The sequence below is a fragment of the Nevskia ramosa DSM 11499 genome (genome assembly GCF_000420645.1).
GTDB classification, from domain to species: Bacteria; Pseudomonadota; Gammaproteobacteria; order Nevskiales; family Nevskiaceae; genus Nevskia; species Nevskia ramosa.
In genome coordinates, this window is record NZ_ATVI01000002.1 from 1 (window position 1) to 19,352 (window position 19,352).

The 19,352-nt window shown below is 62.4% G+C and carries 15 protein-coding genes and 4 tRNA genes; 10 read left to right on the plus strand and 9 right to left on the minus strand.

From position 1 onward, the window contains the following. Nucleotides 1-4: 4 nt before the first annotated feature. From tuf to G513_RS0100620, 6 genes are all read right to left on the minus strand, one after another. The gene (gene tuf, locus G513_RS0100595; protein ID WP_022974887.1) at nucleotides 5-1,201 is read right to left on the minus strand and encodes an elongation factor Tu; all 1,197 of its coding nucleotides are present in this window, start codon (nucleotides 1,199-1,201) and stop codon (nucleotides 5-7) included. Between the two features lie 85 nt (nucleotides 1,202-1,286). Next, nucleotides 1,287-1,362: transfer RNA gene (locus tag G513_RS0100600), tRNA-Thr, on the minus strand. A 45-nt stretch (nucleotides 1,363-1,407) separates the two neighbouring features. Next, a tRNA-Gly gene (locus G513_RS0100605) sits at nucleotides 1,408-1,481 on the minus strand. A gap of 50 nt (nucleotides 1,482-1,531) precedes the next feature. Then, nucleotides 1,532-1,617: transfer RNA gene (locus tag G513_RS0100610), tRNA-Tyr, on the minus strand. A 102-nt stretch (nucleotides 1,618-1,719) separates the two neighbouring features. Then, the gene (gene hrpB / locus G513_RS0100615; RefSeq protein ID WP_022974888.1) at nucleotides 1,720-4,209 is read right to left on the minus strand and encodes an ATP-dependent helicase HrpB; all 2,490 of its coding nucleotides are present in this window, start codon (nucleotides 4,207-4,209) and stop codon (nucleotides 1,720-1,722) included. A gap of 10 nt (nucleotides 4,210-4,219) precedes the next feature. Beyond that, a complete protein-coding gene (locus tag G513_RS0100620; protein WP_022974889.1) occupies nucleotides 4,220-4,900 on the minus strand; it encodes an MOSC domain-containing protein in 681 nt (226 codons plus the stop codon). Between the two features lie 63 nt (nucleotides 4,901-4,963). Here G513_RS0100620 and G513_RS0100625 point away from each other — a divergent pair, with 63 nt between their 5' ends. From G513_RS0100625 to G513_RS0100635, 3 genes are all read left to right on the plus strand, one after another. Beyond that, nucleotides 4,964-6,565 carry an OpgD/OpgG family glucan biosynthesis protein gene (locus G513_RS0100625; protein ID WP_022974890.1) on the plus strand — a complete coding sequence of 534 codons (1,602 nt, stop codon included), beginning with the start codon at nucleotides 4,964-4,966 and terminating at the stop codon, nucleotides 6,563-6,565. Nucleotides 6,566-6,649: 84 nt separating this feature from the next. Then, nucleotides 6,650-7,123, plus strand: a complete 474-nt coding sequence (locus tag G513_RS0100630; RefSeq protein ID WP_028474976.1) for a DUF421 domain-containing protein — start codon at nucleotides 6,650-6,652, stop codon at nucleotides 7,121-7,123. Continuing rightward, a complete protein-coding gene (locus tag G513_RS0100635) occupies nucleotides 7,111-8,379 on the plus strand; it encodes a TIGR03862 family flavoprotein (protein ID WP_028474977.1) in 1,269 nt (422 codons plus the stop codon). Before G513_RS0100630 ends, G513_RS0100635 begins: the two co-directional genes overlap by 13 nt. Here G513_RS0100635 and queA read toward each other — a convergent pair. Then, complete coding sequence (gene queA, locus G513_RS0100640; protein WP_022974893.1) at nucleotides 8,325-9,401, minus strand: tRNA preQ1(34) S-adenosylmethionine ribosyltransferase-isomerase QueA; 1,077 nt, start codon at nucleotides 9,399-9,401, stop codon at nucleotides 8,325-8,327. The genes G513_RS0100635 and queA overlap by 55 nt on opposite strands. A 100-nt stretch (nucleotides 9,402-9,501) precedes the next feature. On the opposite strand from queA, the gene G513_RS0100645 reads away from it, so the two are divergent. The 6 genes from G513_RS0100645 to G513_RS20615 all read left to right on the plus strand — a co-directional run bounded on the left by G513_RS0100645 (nucleotide 9,502) and on the right by G513_RS20615 (nucleotide 15,214). Further along, nucleotides 9,502-9,589, plus strand: a tRNA-Leu gene (locus G513_RS0100645). Nucleotides 9,590-9,824: 235 nt separating this feature from the next. Next, entirely contained in the window at nucleotides 9,825-11,033 is a 1,209-nt protein-coding gene (locus tag G513_RS0100650; protein ID WP_022974894.1) for a tyrosine-type recombinase/integrase, read from the plus strand. A 178-nt stretch (nucleotides 11,034-11,211) separates the two neighbouring features. Beyond that, the gene (locus G513_RS26155; protein WP_436197933.1) at nucleotides 11,212-11,433 is read left to right on the plus strand and encodes a JAB domain-containing protein; all 222 of its coding nucleotides are present in this window, start codon (nucleotides 11,212-11,214) and stop codon (nucleotides 11,431-11,433) included. A gap of 124 nt (nucleotides 11,434-11,557) precedes the next feature. Beyond that, complete coding sequence (locus G513_RS0100655) at nucleotides 11,558-12,130, plus strand: hypothetical protein (protein ID WP_156891322.1); 573 nt, start codon at nucleotides 11,558-11,560, stop codon at nucleotides 12,128-12,130. 76 nt (nucleotides 12,131-12,206) lie between these two features. Continuing rightward, a complete protein-coding gene (locus G513_RS26420; RefSeq protein ID WP_028474978.1) occupies nucleotides 12,207-12,422 on the plus strand; it encodes a helix-turn-helix transcriptional regulator in 216 nt (71 codons plus the stop codon). A 44-nt stretch (nucleotides 12,423-12,466) separates the two neighbouring features. Next, nucleotides 12,467-15,214: a DUF927 domain-containing protein gene (locus G513_RS20615; RefSeq protein WP_022974896.1), complete on the plus strand. Its 2,748-nt coding sequence runs from the start codon at nucleotides 12,467-12,469 to the stop codon at nucleotides 15,212-15,214. Nucleotides 15,215-16,177: 963 nt separating this feature from the next. Here G513_RS20615 and G513_RS0100670 read toward each other — a convergent pair. Together G513_RS0100670 and G513_RS0100675 are read right to left on the minus strand one after the other, a co-directional pair. Then, entirely contained in the window at nucleotides 16,178-17,200 is a 1,023-nt protein-coding gene (locus tag G513_RS0100670; RefSeq protein ID WP_022974897.1) for a UvrD-helicase domain-containing protein, read from the minus strand. Further along, nucleotides 17,185-18,750 carry an ATP-dependent nuclease gene (locus tag G513_RS0100675; protein WP_022974898.1) on the minus strand — a complete coding sequence of 522 codons (1,566 nt, stop codon included), beginning with the start codon at nucleotides 18,748-18,750 and terminating at the stop codon, nucleotides 17,185-17,187. Before G513_RS0100675 ends, G513_RS0100670 begins: the two co-directional genes overlap by 16 nt. 351 nt (nucleotides 18,751-19,101) lie before the next feature. Here G513_RS0100675 and G513_RS0100680 point away from each other — a divergent pair. Next, on the plus strand, nucleotides 19,102-19,352 hold a 251-nt coding region (locus G513_RS0100680), incomplete at its 3' end, for a transposase (protein WP_169560474.1).

The following is a 19,352-nucleotide window of genomic DNA, read 5'->3' on the forward strand; positions in this document are numbered from 1 at the left end:
AGACTTACTTCAGGATCTTGGTAACGACGCCGGCACCGACAGTGCGGCCGCCTTCACGAATGGCGAAGCGAACCTGCTCTTCCATTGCGATCGGAACAATCAGTTCCACCTTCACCTTCACGTTGTCGCCCGGCATCACCATCTCGGTGCCTTCCGGCAGCTCGACAGCGCCCGTCACGTCCGTCGTGCGGAAGTAGAACTGCGGGCGGTAGCCCTTGAAGAACGGCGTGTGGCGGCCGCCTTCGTCCTTGCCCAGCACATACACTTCGGCTTCGAAGTCGGTATGCGGCTTGATCGTGCCCGGCTTGCACAGCACCTGGCCGCGCTCGATGTCTTCGCGCTTGGTGCCACGCAGCAGCAGACCCACGTTGTCGCCCGCCTGGCCCTGATCCAGCAGCTTGCGGAACATTTCAACGCCGGTGACGATGGTCTTGACGGTGTCCTTCAGGCCGACGATCTCGACTTCTTCGCCCACCTTGACGATGCCGCGCTCGATGCGGCCCGTGGCCACCGTGCCGCGTCCGGAGATGGAGAACACGTCTTCCACCGGCAGCAGGAACGGCTTGTCGATTTCGCGCATCGGTTCCGGGATGTAGGAATCCAGGGCGTCGTACAGTTCTTCCAGACGCGCCACCCAGACCGGGTCGCCGGCAATCGCCTTGGTCGCCGAGCCCTTGATTACCGGGCCGTCATCCGGGAAGCCGTACTTGCCGAGCAGGTCGCGAACTTCCATTTCGACCAGCTCCAGCAGTTCGGCGTCTTCCACCAGATCGCACTTGTTCAGCCAGACCACGATCTTCGGCACATTGACCTGCTTGGCCAGCAGCACGTGTTCACGCGTCTGCGGCATCGGGCCGTCGGTCGCCGACACCACCAGGATCGCGCCGTCCATCTGCGCGGCTCCGGTGATCATGTTCTTGACGTAGTCCGCATGGCCCGGGCAGTCAACGTGGGCGTAGTGGCGGTTCTTCGTCGAGTACTCGACGTGCGACGTCGCAATCGTCAGGATCTTCGTCGAGTCACGACGGCCCTGGCTCTCGGATGCCTTCGCAACCTGGTCGTACGGAATGTACGTGCCCCAGCCCTTGTCAGCGCTGATCTTCGTCAGCGCCGCAGTCGTCGTCGTCTTGCCATGATCCACATGCCCAATCGTCCCCACGTTCACGTGCGGCTTGGTACGGTCAAATTTCTCTTTTGCCATGACGAAACTCTGCTCTCTGATCGGTTATCTGGATGAACAACAAAACCCTCAAGGCGGCGATAAAACCGGCTGGAGGGTCAAAAATTGGTGCTCACAATCGGAATCGAACCGATGACCTCTTCCTTACCAAGGAAGTGCTCTACCGACTGAGCTATGTGAGCGAAACTCGGTACTGATTGCTGCTTTGACGACGCCTGCCTGACGGTTGGAGCGGGTGATGGGAATCGAACCCACGTCAGTAGCTTGGAAGGCTACAGCTCTACCATTGAGCTACACCCGCCTGCCCTGCCCAAACTCTGAGCCCGGTCCAGCATTCGCGACAGTCGCCGGTGGTGGAGAGAGAAGGATTCGAACCTTCGTAGACGTTAGTCAGCAGATTTACAGTCTGCCCTCGTTGGCCGCTTGAGTATCTCTCCCCGTGACGGTCAGCACAGCGAGCGGCGGATTCTGGGGATATCGCTGGTGGGCGTCAAGCAAAACTTGCGGGTTTGACTGCAATTCCTTCGAGAAGCCGGCGATCAGGTCCCGCGCGGCTTGGCTCGGGCCGTTGGCGCGGCTGCCAGCGGGTCATCCGGCCAAGGATGACGCGGATAGCGGCCCTTCAGTTCCTTGCGAACTTCCTCGTAGGTGCGAGCCCAGAAGCCGGCCAGATCGCGGGTCACCTGGATCGGCCGCCGGCCCGGCGACAGCAGATGCAGCGAGACCGCCATGCGCCCCTCGTTGACCGTCGGTGTCTGGGTGGCGCCGAACAATTCCTGCAGCTTTACCGCCAGCACCGGCGGCGCGGCATCGGCCAGATATTCGAGCGCTACCCGTGAGCCGCTCGGCACGTCGACATGCGTCGGCGCCAGCCGCGACAGCCGCTGCTGCTGCGGATAGTCGAGCCGGCCATTGAGGATGCCGGCCAGATCGAGCCGCGCCAGATGCTCGCGCCGAGTGATGCCGGACAGATACGGCGTCAGCCATTCGGTCAGGGATTCGGCCAGCGCCTCGTCGGAGACATCCGGCCAATCCTCGCTGCCGCGCCAGGCCCGCAGGCTCGCGACGCGCGCCTGCCATTGCCGCGCGCCCTCGCTCCACGGCAACGCAGCGATTCCGAGGCTTCGGATGCCTTCGATCATCGCCGCGCGCTGGCGCTCGCCGTCCGGCTGGTTCATCGGCTTGCGCTCGAGCACGATCGCGCCGAGCCGCGTCTGCCGCTCGGCGAGCACCGCCCGCTGCTGCTCGTTCCAGGCAACATCGGCCAGATTGACGATCCGCGCCGCCTGATCGACCAGCACCTCGCGCTCGGACAAAGCGGCTGCAGCACGAATCCGCCGTGGATTGCCGGGTTCCCAGTGAGCGATCGCCAGCCACTCGGACGCTGCCAGCACATCGCGCTCGGGAATCCGCGCCTCGCCGCCATCGGCACACAGATAGCCGACGTCCCGCGCGCCGCGGGTCTCGGCGCGCCGCCGCGCCAACCGTTCGGGGTAGGCCATCGCGACGATTCGGCCGATGGCATCGGCATCGATCGTCGCCCGCTCGTCGGCATCGACCAGCCGCAGCAGCTGGCGCACGGTTTCGCGCATCCGTCGCAGTGCGCCGGCATCGGCCTTACCGGAATGGGCGTTGCGCACTGCCTGGGCGAGATCGGCACCGCTGTCGCGTTCATCGAGCACCGCAGCGGTCCAGGCGGCCGTGCCGGCCAAGCCAGCGGCTTTCGCGACCATCAGCATGTGAGCGATGCGCGGCGTCGCCGGCAAGCGCGCCAGCGCCTTGCCGTGCGCGGTGATCCGGCCATCGGTGCCGACAGCGCCGATCGCGGCCAGCACCTCACGCGCCTGTGACCAGGAAGCGGCAGGCGGCTGATCCATCAGCGCCAAGGTCGTTGGATCGGACACGCCCCAGACGGCCAATTCCAGCGCCAGCCGCGACAGATCGACGGCGAGGATGTCCGGCGTGTCATGCGCCGGCAGCTGGCCATGCTGGTCGCGGCTCCACAGACGGACAGCAGTTCCCGGCCCAAGGCGACCGGCGCGGCCGGCGCGCTGCTCCGCACTCGCCCGAGAAATCCTTTGCAGCTCTAGCGCGTTGGCGCCGGCACCGAGATCGAACCGGGCGACGCGCGCCAGCCCGGCATCGACGACCGTGGTCACGCCTTCGACGGTCAGGCTGGTCTGGGCGATGTTGGTCGCCAGGATCACCTTGCGTCGGCCATCACGGTTCGGCGCCAGTGCCAGATCCTGCTCGGCGCTCGACAGATCGCCATACAGCGGATGCACGACGACGCCGGTTCCGAGCCGCGATTCGAGGATGCGCTGGGCGCCGCGAATCTCCCGGCCGCCAGGCAGAAATGCGAGCACGTCGCCATCCCGTTCGGCGAGCGCGGCGGCACAGGCATCGGCGACCGCAATATCGGTGGACGTACCCGGACGTGGCGGCGCGAAACGCACGTCGACCGGAAACATCCGGCCCGATGCGGTGACGATCGGCGCGCCGCCAAGCAGTGCCGAAACACGCTCGGTATCGAGCGTCGCCGACATCACCAGCACCCGCAGCGCTTCGTTCAGCGATGCGGCGGCGTCCAGGGTCAGGGCCAGCGCCAGATCGGCATCGAGGCTGCGCTCGTGGAACTCGTCGAAGATCACCAGGCCGACGCCGGGCAGCTCAGGATCGGCCTGCAGGCGCCGGGTCAGCAGGCCTTCGGTGATCACTTCGATGCGCGTCGCCGGGCCGATCTTGCGCTCGAAGCGCACCTGATAACCCACCGTCTCGCCGCTCTTCTCGCCGAGCAGGCTGGCCATCCGCGCCGCCGAGGCACGCGCGGCAACCCGGCGCGGTTCGAGCATCACGATCTTCTTAGCCGTCAGCCACGGCTCGTCGAGCAGCGCCAGCGGCACCACCGTGGTCTTGCCGGAACCCGGCGGCGCGGCCAGCACGGCGCGGCCACCCGGCATCGCCAGCGCCTCGCGCAGCGCCGGCAGCGCGGCCAGTGCCGGATAGTCCGGCAGCTTCACGGAAGTCATGGTCAGGCTTTCAGTTGCGGCGTAGCCAGTCGATGCGCTGGGCGAGCTTGCTCTGCCAGTTCGAGGCCAGCCCTGGTACGTCGCGCAGCGCTTCCAGGTCGGCCAGGGGTGGCCGATGAGCGTGGACGATTTCCCAGAACCGGACCAAGGTCGGCGCCTCAGGAACCCGGTCGATCAACTCAAAGCGGTCACCGACGGCGACCATCCCCGGCTCCAGCACCCGGTAGTACCAGCCGGCGATGCCGGCATCGGCGACCGCCCGGGTCATGCCGTCGACACCGTGCCGCGCCTCGATCTTCCAGCACGGCGTGCGCGGCTGGCAGAGCTGCACGCGGACGCTGCCGAGCGTAAACACGTCGCCGATGCAGACGTCCTTTTCTTCGATGCCGGAGGTCGAGATGTTTTCGCCGAGCGCCCCGGCGACCAGAGTCGCGGCGGCCTCCGGAAACAGTGCCGCGAGCCGCGCATGGGTTTCCAGCGGAAAGTGATGCAGGGCCTTTTCCGGCCCGCCGTGGACACGGCGATCGGCTTGCGCATCGCCGACCAGACCCTCCAGGCCCACCGCCATCGCACCGATCACCGGCTGCTTGAAGATCGCCGTCGGCCGGCCGTCGCCGGGCATGGCCTGCACGCTGCCGGCGAACAGGCCGGTGATGGTTCCAGCACGGTTGCCGGTAGAGATGAGAGCCATGCGGATATTATGGCGAACGCCGACGCGCCCCCATCGCCTGGCTCATCAACCGAAAGCTCGACCATGCAAAGACGTGAACTGCTGAAATCCCTGTCGGCCGGTGCCGGCGCACTGGCCACCGGCCTGGCTGCCCCCGCTGCCGAAGCCGCCGACCGCGGCAAGCTCAAGCAGCTCGGCAAGCCCCAGGCCTTTGACTACAGCTGGCTCAAGGGCCAGGCGCGGCAGATGGCCTCGGTGGCCTATCTCGCTCCGCCCAGCGACTTGCCGAAGACCTTGCAGGGTCTCGATTTCGATCGCTACCAGAACATCCGCTACCGCGCCGATCGCGGCCTGTGGGCGAAGGACGATCTGTCGTTCCAGGTTCGTTTCTTCCACATGGGCCTGTTCTTCAAGGACCCGGTCCGGATGTTCGAGATCGTCAACGGTCAGGCGCAGGAAATCGCCTACGACTCGACCTTGTTCGATTTCGGCAAGTCCGGCGTCAAGGCCAACCAGCTGCCGAACGATCTCGGTTTCGCCGGCTTCCGCGTGCTGTTCCATACCGATCTGGAGCGCGATGTCGGCGCCTGGCTCGGCGCCAGCTACTTCCGCGCAGTGGGCGGTGACTGGCAGTACGGCATGTCGGCACGCGGCCTGGCGATCGACACCGGCGCGCCGACGCCGGAAGAATTCCCGCGCTTCACCAGCTATTGGCTGGAACGGCCGGCGGCCGGCTCGAACAAGCTGGTGATCTATGCGCTGATGGATTCGCCGAGCGTTTCCGGCGCCTATCGCTTCGAGATTTCGCCCGGCGCCAGCCACGTGATGGAGATCGACGCCGCGCTGTATCCGCGCCGCAAGATCGACCGTCTCGGCATCGCACCCGGCACCAGCATGTACCAGACCGGCGAAAACGATCGCCGCATGGCCTACGACTACCGGCCGGAAATCCACGATTCCGACGGCCTGCAGATGTGGACCGGCGCCGGTGAATGGATCTGGCGGCCGCTGGTCAATCCGGTCGGCCTGCGCTTCAACTCGTTCAGCGATAACAACCCGCGCGGCTTCGGCCTGATGCAGCGTGATCACAACTTCGATCACTATCAGGACGACGGCGCCTACTACGACCTGCGGCCGAGCCTCTGGGTCGAGCCGAAGGGCGACTGGGGCAAGGGCTCGGTGCAGCTGGTCGAGATTCCGACCCAGGACGAAACCTTCGACAACATGGTGGCGTTCTGGAACCCGGAGAAGAAGCCGATGCCGGGCGAGGAACTGTTGTTCGCCTATCGCCTGCACTGGGGCCGCAAGCCGCCTGCAGCGCCGCGGCTGGCGACCGTGCAGGCCACGCGTACCGGTCTCGGCGGCGCCGCTGGCGTCAAGCGCAGCTATTTCTCCTGGCGCTTCGTGGTCGATTTCGCTGGCGGCGATCTCGGCCTGCTGGGCCGCGACACCAAGGTGGAAGCGGTCATCACCGCCTCGCGCGGCACCATCGAACTGACCTCGGCGCGGCCGCTGAAGGAGATCAACGGCTATCGCGCGATCTTCGATCTGAAGCCGCCGGATGACTCGACCGATCCGATCGACCTGCGCATGTTCCTGAAGAGCGTCGGCCAGCCGCTGAGCGAAACCTGGATCTACCAGTACAACCCGCCAGCACCGGCCGATCGGCATCTGAACCGGATCTGACGCGCGTCAGCACTGCGGTAAGGGCCACTGCGGTAACGAAGACTTGGCTGCATCATGGCGGCCGAATCGCCGGAGACCGCATCGATGTGGCAACTGACCGTACCGTGGTGGGAGCTGGTGCTTCGCTCCATTGCCGTCTATGTGTTCCTGCTGGTGCTGCTGCGGATGACTGGCCGACGACAGGTCGGGCAGCTGTCGCCGTTTGATCTGATCCTGCTGCTGGTGTTGTCGAACGCCGTGCAGAACTCGATGAATGGCGGCGACAACTCCCTGATCGGCGGCCTGATTTCTGCCGCGACTCTGGTGACGATCAACTTCCTGCTCGACTACGCGACCACCGCCAGCAATCGCCTGGATCGCCTGATCGGCGGCCGGCCACAGATCCTGATTCGCAACGGCCGCCTGCGTACCGAAAACCTCGCCGCCGCCAACCTGTCCCGGCGCGACATCAATGCCGCGCTGCGCAAGGCCGGCTGCATTCGTATCGAAGAGGTTCGCTTGGCGATGCTGGAAACCAATGGCGCGATCAGCGTCGTGCTGCGCAAATCACGCTCGTGACGACAAACCCGCAACGCCGCGTCGCCGTCATCGGCGGCGGCCCGGCCGGATTGATGACGGCGGAAACGCTGGCTGCCGCCGGCGTCACCGTCGATGTCTACGACGCCATGGCCAACTGCGGCCGCAAATTCCTGATCGCCGGCAAGGGCGGCCTGAACCTGACGCACGGCGAAAGCTTCGAACCATTCGTATCGCGCTACGGCACGCGTGCAGCAGCGATCCGGCCGCTGCTCGAAAGCTTCGGTGCCGATCAACTGCGCGAGTGGGCGAAAAGCCTGGGCGTGGAAACCTTTGTCGGCAGCTCCAACCGCGTATTCCCGAGCGATCTCAAGGCCGCGCCACTGCTGCGCGGCTGGCTGCGCCGGCTGCGCGAGAGCGGCGTGCACTTCCATCTGCGCCATCGCTGGGCCGGCTGGAATGAGGACGGCGCGCTGCGCTTCACCACATCTACGGGCGATGTCGCAGTGGCGACCGATGCCGTGGTGCTCGCACTCGGTGGCGGCAGCTGGCGACGGCTCGGTTCCGATGGCCGCTGGGTTCCGCTGCTCACCGAAAAGGGCATCGACGTCGCACCGTTGACGCCCAGCAACTGCGGCTTCGAAAGCCGCTGGAGCGACATCCTGCGCAGCCGCTGCGCCGGCCAGCCGGTCAAGCCGGTCGCTGCTCGCTTGAGCCCCGAACAAGGCGGCCTGCCTGAGTTCCGGCAAGGCGAATTCATCATCACCGGCGTCGGCGTGGAAGGCAGCCTGATCTACGCGTTGTCGCCGGCCCTGCGCGACGCGATCAGCGCTCACGGCGTCGCTCGCCTGGAACTGGATCTGATGCCCGGCGTCTCGCTGGCTGCGATGACTGAACGCCTGGCCAAGCCGCGCGGCTCGCAGTCGATGGCCAAGCACCTGCATCGCGCCGGCATCGATGGCGTCAAGGCTTCGCTGCTGCGTGAATGCGCGCCGGAAAAAGCCTTCGCCGATCCAGCCGCGCTGGCCGCGCAGATCAAGACGCTCAGCCTGCCGCTGCACGCCACCCGGCCGATCGACGATGCGATCTCGACTGCCGGCGGTGTTCGCTTTGAAGCGCTCGACGCTCGGCTGATGGTCCAGCAGCTACCCGGCACCTTCTGCGCCGGCGAAATGCTCGACTGGGAAGCGCCGACCGGCGGCTACCTGCTCACCGCCTGCTTTGCCAGCGGCCGGACTGCCGCTCAGGGCGCGCTGGACTGGCTGGCGCGCAGCGGCAACCACATCGCATCGCCGTAGGAGAAGAAGCGATAGCGCTGTTCCACCGCGTGGCGATACGCGGCCATCACCCGCTGATAACCCCCGAATGCGCAGACCAGCATCAGCAGTGTCGATTCCGGCAGATGGAAATTGGTCAGCAGCGCATCGACGACGCGGAACGCATAACCCGGCGTGATGAACAGCCGCGTCTCACCCTGGTAAGGCTCGACGATGCCGGTCTCGGCTGACGCCGTTTCCAGCGCCCGCACCACCGTCGTGCCAGCTGCGACGATCCGTCCGCCGCGCGCCTTGGCATCGGCAACGGCCTGCGCGAGTTCGGCCGTCACCGTGAGTCGCTCGGCATGCATGACGTGCGTGGCCAGATCATCGACCCGCACCGGCTGGAAGGTGCCGGCGCCGACATGCAGGGTGGTGAACGCGATGCTGACGCCGCGCGCGCGAATCGCCGCCAGCATCGCCTCATCGAAATGCAGGCTCGCCGTCGGCGCAGCCACCGCGCCCGGCTCGCGCGCCCACACCGTCTGATAACGCGCGTCATCGCCAGCGCTGGATTTGCGCTCGTCGGCCGTGCGCTGGATGTACGGCGGCAGCGGCAGCTCGCCATGGGCATCGAGCGCGGCGAGCAGATCGTCGGTATCGAACTCGAGCTCGTAAAGATCGTCGTGCTTGGCGAGCACGGTGGCGATCAAGGCCCCGTCCGCGAACAGCAAGCTGCTGCTGGCCTTCGGCGTCTTGCTGGCCTTGATCTGCGCCAGCGCACGGCGCGTATCGAGCACCCGCTCGATCATCGCCTCGATCCTGCCTCCCGATTCCTTGACGCCATGCAGCCGCGCCCGGATCACCCGCGTGTCGTTCAGCACCAGCAGATCGCCGGCACGCAGCTCGGCCGGCAGATCGACGACGTTCGCATCCCGGAAATCGTCTGCCCCGGCATCGACCACAGAATCGACCACCAGCATCCGGCCGCCACTGCGGGTGGCCGGCGGAACCTGGGCAATCAGCTCGGAAGGAAGCTCGTAACGGAAATCACTGCGTTGCATGGCGACGGAAAGATGGAAAGAACACGACAAAAGATCGCAGCCAACCCGCGATCGGCCGCTATAATGCCGGCCCCGCCGATACAGTGCGGGAGCAGCGCAGGCCTGAGTGGCGGAATCGGTAGACGCAGCGGATTCAAAATCCGCCGAGGTAACCCCTCGTGAGAGTTCGAGTCTCTCCTTAGGCACCATTTTTTAGTCCGGCAACGTCCGGCGAAGTCCAAAAAACCCTTACAAATCAGATAATAATTGATTAATAGTCCGGGGCGGCCCGGTGGCGTCCGTAGACATCCGGAATCTTTGGGGGTACTTTTGGGGGTACTTTTGGGGGTACGCAGATGGCAGATACCCCCAGATTGGGGGTAAGAAAAGGCCAAAATTCGCGTACCCCCAAAAGTACCCCCAGCGCCGGAAGTACCCCCAGTCATGTTGACCGCGATCGAGGTCCGCAACGCCAAGCCCGCACTGAAGCCGCGCAAGCTGTTCGACGGCGGCGGCTTGTTCCTCCTGGTAATGCCTGAAGGCGGCAAGCGATGGCGGCTGAAGTACCGCTTCGACGGCAAGGAAAAGCTGCTGGCGATCGGCACCTATCCCGAGATCGAGCTGGCGAAGGCCCGCGAAGCCCGCGACGCTGCCCGCAAGTTGCTGGCGCAGGGCACCGATCCTGCCGACCACCGCAAGGCGACGCGCGAAGCAGAGCGCGCCACACGCGAACACACCTTCGGCGTGATGGCGGAAAAGTGGTTCAAGAAGAAAAGCGGCGAATGGTCACCCGCGTCGCACGACAAGGCCCGGCTGTATCTCGACCGCGACCTGTTGCCCGCATTGAGGGCGCGGCCGGTCGCGGAGATCACCCGCCCTGAGCTGGTCGCCGTGCTGCGGAAGATCGAAGCCCGCGATGCTCTGGACGTAGCCAAGAAATGCAGGGGCTGGCTGAACGGCATCTTTCAGTTCGCGATGGTCGAGGGCGCGGTGGACATCAACCGCGCGACCGATCTGCATGTAGTCGCGGCCGCAGCGCCAGCGCGCCGCGCGCATCCGCATCTGCCGATCGGGGAGCTGCCCGGCTTCCTGAATGCGCTGGCCGACTATTGCGGCGATCGAGGCACCGCCATCGCGATCCGCCTGCACCTGCTGACGGCCGCGCGCCCTGGCGAGCTGCGCGCCGCGCCTTGGTCCGAGTTCGACCTGGACGAAGCAACCTGGAGCATCCCGGCAGAGCGTATGAAGATGGGCCGGCCGCACGTCGTGCCACTGCCGGCGCAGGCCGTCGCGCTGCTGCGCGAGCTGCGCACACTGAACGAGCGCAGCCCCCTCGCCTTCCCATCCCGCGATCACCGCGACCGGCCAATGAGCGAGAACACCGTAAATACCGCCATCAACCGCATCGGCTACGGCGGGCGGCAGACCGGGCACGGCTTCAGGCATCTGATATCGACCGCGCTGAACGAGCGCGGCTACAACCGCGATTGGATCGAGCGCCAGCTATCGCACGGCGATGAAGACGACATCCGCGCGATCTACAACGGTGCGCAGTACCTGAGCCAAAGGCGGCAGATGATGCAGGCATGGGCCGATGAGATCGATAGTCTGCAAGCGGGCGGAAACGTCACAGCGATACGGCGGCAGGCATGACTTAAACCGGCAAGCCCCGCGCCGGATCATGCGGGGCAATTAGGCGGGCCGATGGCGTCATTTGCCGATCCGAGCGAGACGCTCCGATGGCTGCACCTTCATGTCGGCAAGCGAAACGTAGAGGTCTTTATGAGTTTGTTCGTCGATTCACAGAATCGATTGATCGAGTGGGGAGGACATCTCGGTAGGCACAATCGACCAGACTTCGTTGTATCCGCCTGAGGTGGTCAAGTCAGCGCTGTGCCACAGCGCGGCCTGCGTGATCTTCGCGCAAAACCATCCTTCAGGCGCGCCGGAGCCAAGCTCTACTGATCGTGAACTGACCAAACGACTAAAGAATGCTTTTGGGCTGATCGATGTGCGCGTGCTTGTTCACTTTGTGATCGGCGGCATCAATTAATCGATGTCGTTCGCAGAGCGCGGCTGGCTATATTTGATCCACTGCACCTAGCCCAACGGGGCGAAAAGCCGGGGACCTTCACCGGCCTGATGCAGTTCTTTTGAGGGAGCGCGGAAGGCGTGACGTGAATGAGAGCGAACACAAGCGGCTGATGATGTGTCGGCGCGCCTACGAAGCGGGGAACAAGGCCGGTGCAATCGAAGCCTTCAGCATTCTGACGAAGAATGGTGTGCCTCTGCCGTCGTGGCTCAAGACAGCCATGATGGAATTCATCGCGGCGGCTACCGAGGAGAACCGGGAGCCGCATAGATCGGCGATGCGGGCCTGGGTAAAGCAGCACCGAGCCGACAGGCGCGATTACGAGCGCTGGGACACAGTGCTAGAAGGGCGCGACAGTCACGGTTTGCAAATCAGCAACGATGAAGCGTTCCGAGCCGCTCAGGTAATTTTGCGACGTGACAGATCGATCAGCGTCGGTTCAATCGAGCGGTCTTACAAGGAGGTTGAACGGCAAAAGAAGGGCGATCCTCTTCGCTATTTTTCGACCAATGCCATCAGGATCGACAAGCCTTCAACCCGAAGGAAGCATCCAGGAAAAAGACCTAGCGAACTAGGGGCAGTAGCCTTGTCTGCGCTTCTTGATGAACGCGACCCCCGCACCTCGCACAGAAAAGTCAAGGGTAGAAAAGAGTCGTAAAAATGCCCTTAGACCGAGTTACTTCCAAGAATCACTCTGAGTCGGCCGGAATTCGGCGGACTCATAGGGATCAGAGATGGAAAGTCAGAAAGTCGAAGTCCTGCTTCGCAGGAATGAAGTAGAGCGTCGCACCGGAATCAGCCGCAGCCAGTTGTTCGAGCTGATCCGGCGCAAGGAATTCCCCGCCCCGATTCCCCTGGTTGGTCGTACCCGAGCATGGGTCGAGTCCGACGTTTCTGCATGGATTGCGGGCCGGATTGAAGCTGCCCGTACCGCGAGTTGCCCGCGATGAATGCAAGGGCTGCGAAGGGATCAACGCCTACACGTGCTGCGGCTATGAGTGACGCCCGCCCGCTGACCTATGGCGAGATCGCCGACCAATTCCGCACCGCCATGCACGCGGCCGGTATCGAGACCGATGCGACGATTGATGCCGACGGCAAGCTGCATCGCTTCCGCGTGACCGGGGATCGGCGAGACCAGCGCAACGGCTGGTATGTGCTGCATAGCGACGGCGTGCCGGCCGGCGAGTTCGGCTGTTGGAAGCGCGGCCTGTCCGAGACCTGGCACGCCAACATCGGGCGCGAGTTGGACGAAGCCGAGCGCGAGACCAACCGGGCGCGGCTGGAAGCGATCCGGCGCGACCGTGAAGCCGAGACTCAGCGAGTGCGAGCCGAAGCCCGCAATAAGGCCGCGAAGCTGTGGGAAGAAGCCAACCCGAAGCCGTCTGCGAAACATCCTTACCTGGCGAAAAAGCAGGTACGCGGCTATGGCATTCGGCAGCTAGGCAAGGCGCTGGTGATCCCCGTTAGCGATGCCGACGGCGCACTGCATGGCCTGCAGTTCATCCAAGAAAACGGCACCAAGCGCTTCACGTCCGGTATGGAAAAAGCGGGCCACTATCACGCCATCGGCGAACCCGGTGCCGTGCTGCTGATTGCCGAGGGCTACGCGACAGCGGCGACGCTGCGCGAGGCTACTGGGCAGGCCGTGGCGGTCGCCTTCGATACCGGCAACCTGCGGCCCGTTGCGCTGGCGCTGCGCGCGAAGTTTCCAGCGGCGCGCATCGTCATCGCGGCCGACAACGACCACCGCACCGAGGGCAATCCGGGCATCACGAAAGCCACCGAGGCGGCACAAGCTGTCGGCGGTTCCGTCATCGCGCCATCGTTCCCGGCAAGCGATTCTGGATCGGATTGGAACGACTACGCGGCCGTGCATGGCCTGGCCGCTGTGCGTGCTGCATTCGAGACGGCAGGCGCTGACAAGGCCGACGCACCGGCTGCGCCGGTAGTAGCGCCTGAAGCCTCGCCAGCGGCTCGCACCAAGCCAGCCGAGGCAAGCGGCGGCGGCAGACAACCCCGTTTCACTCGCGACGATCGCGGCATCTGGCACAACGGCACCGATCCGAAGGACGGCACCCCGCTTGCGCCGCAATGGGTCTGCCCGCCGATCGAGGTCGCGGCCTACCTGCGCGATCTGGACGGGACGAACTGGGGCCGTCTGCTGAGCTTCAACGATGCCGACGGCACCGAGCACCGCTGGGGCATGCCGATGCGGCTGCTATCCGGTGGCGGTGATGAGATGCGCGCAGAGCTGCTGCGCCTGGGCTTCGACGTGCCGACTACGCCGCGAATCCGCAACCTGCTGACCGACTACTTTCAGCAATCGAGGCCCGAGGCGCGGGCGCGCTGTGTGGAACGCGCCGGCTGGCATGGCCGAGTATTCGTGATGCCGGATCGCACCCTCGGCGAGGCCGACGAAGCCGTGCTGTTTCAGAGCGAAACGGCAGGCGGGCATGTCTACCGCGCGCGCGGCGACCTGAGTGACTGGCGCAGCGATCTGGCCGACCTGTGCCGAGGGAATTCCCGGTTGCTGTTCGCAGTGTCGGCCGCATTCGCAGGCCCGCTGCTGCACTGGGCTGGCGAGGAATCGGGCGGTTTCAACCTGCGCGGCTCGTCAAGCATGGGGAAAACCACCGCGTTGCGCGCCGCTGCTTCGGTTTGGGGAAGTCCTGAGTTCATGCGGCGATGGCGTGCCACGGATAACGCCCTGGAGTCCATCGCGGCCCAATACTCGGACAGCATCCTGCTGTTGGACGAACTGAAGCAGATTGATCCGAAGATTGCAGGCGAAACCGCGTACATGCTGGCGAACGGCGAAGGCAAAGCACGCGCGGGCCGAAGCGGAAGCCTTCGCGCACCGTTGACCTGGCGTTTGCTGTTCCTGAGTGCTGGCGAACTAAGTCTCGCCGAACACATGCGGCAAGGCGGCAAGCAAGCGCACGCCGGGCAAGAAACCCGGATGGCCGATATTCCCGCAGAGCCTGTCACGGGGAGCCGTTCGCTATACGAATCGCTACATGGGAAGGGGTCGGGCGCAGAGATGGCTTTAGCGATCACACGTGCAACGGCCGACGTGTACGGCGTCGCCGGACCGGCATTTCTGGGCACGCTGCTGCCGCGTGTGGATACGCTGCCGGACGCGATTCGCGCACTGCGCAACGACTTCACCGATCGCCATGTGCCGAAACGCATAGACGGGCAAGTCGCACGCGTAGCGGGCCGCTTTGCCCTAGTCGCGGCTGCTGGCGAGCTTGCAACAAGCGCAGGCATTACCGGCTGGGATGCTGGCGAAGCGGATGCAGCCTGCGGCAAGTGCTTCGCCGCATGGATCGAATCGCGCGGCGGGACCGGCAACCTGGAGCCTGTCCGTATGCTGACGCAGGTACGCCGATGGCTTGAGTCCGAGGGCAGCGCCCGTTTGCAGCACTGGGGCGAGGATGCAAGCAGCAAGGATTGGGTGACGGTGAAGCGCGCCGGCTTCCGCTGTACCGAACAGGTCGGCGATGAGGGCGAAACCTATTACCTGCTGCCGGAGACGTTCGATGCAGAAATCTGCACAGGCTTCGATCCGCGACAGGTGGCGCAGCTACTCGCCAGCGTTGGCGCGCTCAAGCGGCCCAAAGAACCAAACCGGCTGAAGTGCCGGACGCGACTGCCCAGCATCGGTCTGACCTGGTGCTACGTCGTGCTGCCGTCGATCTGGCAGGCCGAGCCGGACGATGCCGAATCGGGCGCGTGAGCGCACGGAGCGGGACCCGAGTTTTCCGCGCGACACTTTTCGAGAATCACCGGGAACAACGGGAACAAAGCGAAGCAGAAGCGCTGGAAGGCCCGCTGTTATTGGGTTTGCCGTTGTTCCCGGTCTATGTGTTTTAAGTGGGAACACAGTGAGAACAACGGGAACAGTGGCGCAGCTTTCTGCCTAGGTTTGTTCCCAGTGTTCCCGATGGCTGTTTTCGCAATCATCGTCAGTGGGAACAGTTTTCCCTACCTTATTCATGCGCTTGGAACGGCTGCTCTCGTTGTTCCCACTGTTCCCGGTGCTTTTGGCCGATGGCCGTAGCCATGTCGCAATCAGAGAGGTGCGGGAACCCGACGGGGGTAGTTAAAAGTCTAGGACGCTCGCGGCGGAAACCGTCGTCCAACCTGCATTCGCACAGCCGCTTAATTGAAGGGGGGGGTATCACGGCAGACATAACCAAGTCGGCGCGAATGATCGCCACCAGCGCGGATCGAGCCGCGCGGGGTACAGGCCATGCGAACGATCGACCGTTCAGCTGACCGGCAAGGCCGCCACCGCACGCGAATCGAGCCACACGTCTGGCCAGCGGGCTGGACACTTCGTCTTTGCCCCTCTTCACTGGCGACCGAGCGGATCTCGGCGCGCGGGAAACCGGCCCGCCCGCTCCGCGCTATGCGGCGCACCATCGCCCAAAGCACCCGACCGGCATCTGTCCTCGGAAAGTCCGACTGCATGTCGTCACGTCCAACAATTGTCATATTCCATAAGCCCTCGGCCCCCAGCTTTCGGGCGTAGCGCGCTCTCACAGACCGCGACCGCCAACTTTCAATGATCGTGATCTTTCGCAGCTGATGTGATCAACAAGTAGCTTCATTGCTGAAAGGCGTGACCCAGCAGAGAGCGGACACTCTAGTCGTACCCGTTGCGCCGGCCTGGTAACGCCGAGTAACTGAGCAGGCCTTACGCAGTGCGGCGCTCTTTGAGCAATTCTTCGGGCACGAAATACAGGTTGTTTCTTGCCCTAGTACAGGCAACGTAAAGCTTATTTCGCGTCATGGGGGCAAGTTCCGACAGCTTTTCATTGGCATACGCCCTCATCGATTGAGGATTGAGGACCACGCAAACTGATCCGTGATGGTCTTCTCCTTTGCAGTCACCCCAGTTTTTTGTCTTGCCTGGGTACTTGATGCTGTTCTGCAAGAAGAGCTTGGCGACAGCGCCATCTTTGAACAGAGCAGTCGCCTCATCTGCGCGGTCGACTAGCTTTACTGCTGTTGCGTCGTCCCGGTGCGATCTGATCTGAATGCCGATCTTATCTGAAACGAAATCGCAAACGGTCGGGCTACACCGGTAGCTGCTCTCTAGGCTAGCTTCGTCAACTGCGAGGCCAATACCTCGACACCGTTCGACGTAGGTGGCATAGGTGTCGTGAAGGCTGCCGTTGACATTCCCATCGAGACTAGTCGCGTAGGTGTATTGAAAAAAGTCACCAACGCACATCAATTGTGCACGGACATCCGAAAGAGCTGCAATAAAATTAAAGTCGTGGCCCGAAAAGTCTTGAAATTCATCTATCAGAATATGGTCAAAGTATTTATCGAGCCTCTGGATCACGTCGGGAATAACTCCCTCCTCAACGAGCACCTTCGCCAATCGGTTGCTGTAGAGCCGTCCATAGCTGTCAATATATCTATCACGCCCTCTGGCGAATCGGCTTTCGCACGGCTTGAAGTTAATTCCCGTCGTACCATGCTGCATCTTTAAAAACGGCTTGTAGCAGATGGAATGAAGGAACACGAAGTAACTTACAAGCGTGATATTCGGCGGGAAGAAGCCGAACCTAAGGATAATACGTCGATTTAACGCAGCAACGTTGCTGTTCGTATAGGCAACGATGAGAAATCTCTCATTATCATTTAGGAGGTTGATGAGGTGTGAGGTCTTGCCAGAGCCAGCAACGGCGAGAACTAAGCGACCAGCCATTCGATGGCGTCTCGTATGTATGCAGGAACCGTCAAAGCGCGATCACTATTCAGCAACGCATATGCCGCCTCGGTCTTATTCTTTAGCATGTACTCCTGAATAGGTAGTCGGCGTCTCGGTGCTGCCAATACCGCCTCGCAGATGGCTGCATTTGCCTGATAAAGGCATATCTCAAACGTGCGATTTTCTGGATTCCGGTCGCCGAATATCCGGATATGTTGATCTGAATAGTCGGCAAACTCATCAACACACTTTGCCTGATAGTCGCCATCGTTATCCCTCAGAACCGCTACCCTTTTCCTTAGAATCTTCGCGATATCGAGATATCTCTTAAAGCTTATCCCGCCCACGGAGAGCACGTGCGCATCGTGGTCGGCTAGTTTTTGCCCAGTAATCGCCTCGAACAGCTGCTCCATCAAAATATGCTCGGCATCGCCTTCAACGAGGAGCGCCTTTTTTGCTAGAACGAAGTCCAAAACGCCGTGATCAGGGGCCTTTACGAAAAATTTTGCGGTTTCAGGATCGAGATCTTCTAAGGTTGCGGCTGCGGGTGACGAGCTTTGCAGCATGATTGCGTTTCGAAGGTCGAGACGGGCGGAAATCATGTTGCTATGGGTTGCAATGATGAGTTGCTTGTCGTCCGTCTGAGCGATTTCGCCAATTAGCCTGTGCATATTCGCATGGCTCAGATGATTTTCTGGCTCCTCAATAAGGATGATATCAAGCGCTTGGTTTGGATTTGCGGCCCTTTTTAGTGCGAACTTAGTCTTGATGAAGCACTGAAGTCCCTTGCCCTTACTATCGATGCCAACATCGCCTTGCATCAAGGTTAAATCCGTCATGAGATTGGACTTTGCGTCGGTTCGTAATGCGAACTGATATTCCTCCGTTCGTCCATTAAGGTCGAAAAGTACGTTGGCTTTATAATTATCCTTCAGCGAGCGGTATGCATGTTGATGGCCGCTCTGTTCAACTGGCTGAGCATGGGCTTTATACATTCGAGCGATGTAGTCACGTGTTGCGTATTCAGCGTTGCCGCTTGAGGTGTCAATTGTCAGATGCCGGGCAAAGCGGCGACCGCCGCTGTAAGCGTCACCCTGAAATGACGTGAAAGACACGTCATAATAGTCGTATGGAAAAACCGCGTCAGGCTTCGCCAGAATCGCTCTAATTTCGGCACTCAAAGGATTGTTCGGAGCACACGTCATCCTGAGACCGTGACACGTGACACCTTCAGAGTTATTCCGCCCTTCCAACTCGATATTGCCATGGTCGTTGAAGTACAGTTCCACGAAAAGAACAGGAAGATCTGCGTAGTTTCGGGCACTCGCCATGAACTCCTGCACGGCAGTAACATTCAATAGGCGCTCAGCACCGATCGTCTCAGCCTGTGTCCGACTCGCGGAAAGGACTAGGTTAATAGCCAGAAGGATGCTGCTCTTTCCGGCTTCGTTCTCACCAACGAGAATGGTTCGCGGCGAAGTGAACTTCACGGAAAAGTCTCTGAATCGCCTGAAGTTCTGAAGCTTGATCTTTTCTATCGTCTTCAATCGCCTCCTCCTGCGGTGGCGCGTGCAACTTCGTACATTATTGGCACCAGCGCGGGGTGCAGCAAGTCACCATATTGTTCGGATAACTTCGGCGAGGCAATCGCGTGTGTGCGCAGTCGTCGATGAGCCGCTCGGCGAGGACCTCGCGTGCACGAAATCGCCAGACCACTGGCACCCTCGTCACGTTTCAACGGTGAAACGTCGCGAAGAATCGATTTTTAGGCGGCGATCAAAGTCCGCTCCTGGCACAAACATGACTTAGATCACAGTCCGCTGTCAGCCGAGACTGTGTGAAAACGTGGTGTGAAGTTTGCTGATTGTTATTCCGTCATTGTCGTGATGGAGTTGCCGATGAAGCGATTCATCGAAGGTGAGGATCGGTCTCAGAGTGTGCTGTTTCCTGAGCGACTCGATGACTACATTGGCGAGGACAACCCGGTTCGCGCTATCGATGCATTCGTTGAAGAGCTCGATCTCGCCGCTCTCGGCTTCGAGGGCGTACACGCCGAGGAGACTGGCAGACCCGGTTACCACCCGTCGACGCTGCTGCGGATCTACATCTACGGATACATGAACCGCATCCAGTCGAGCCGGCGTCTGGA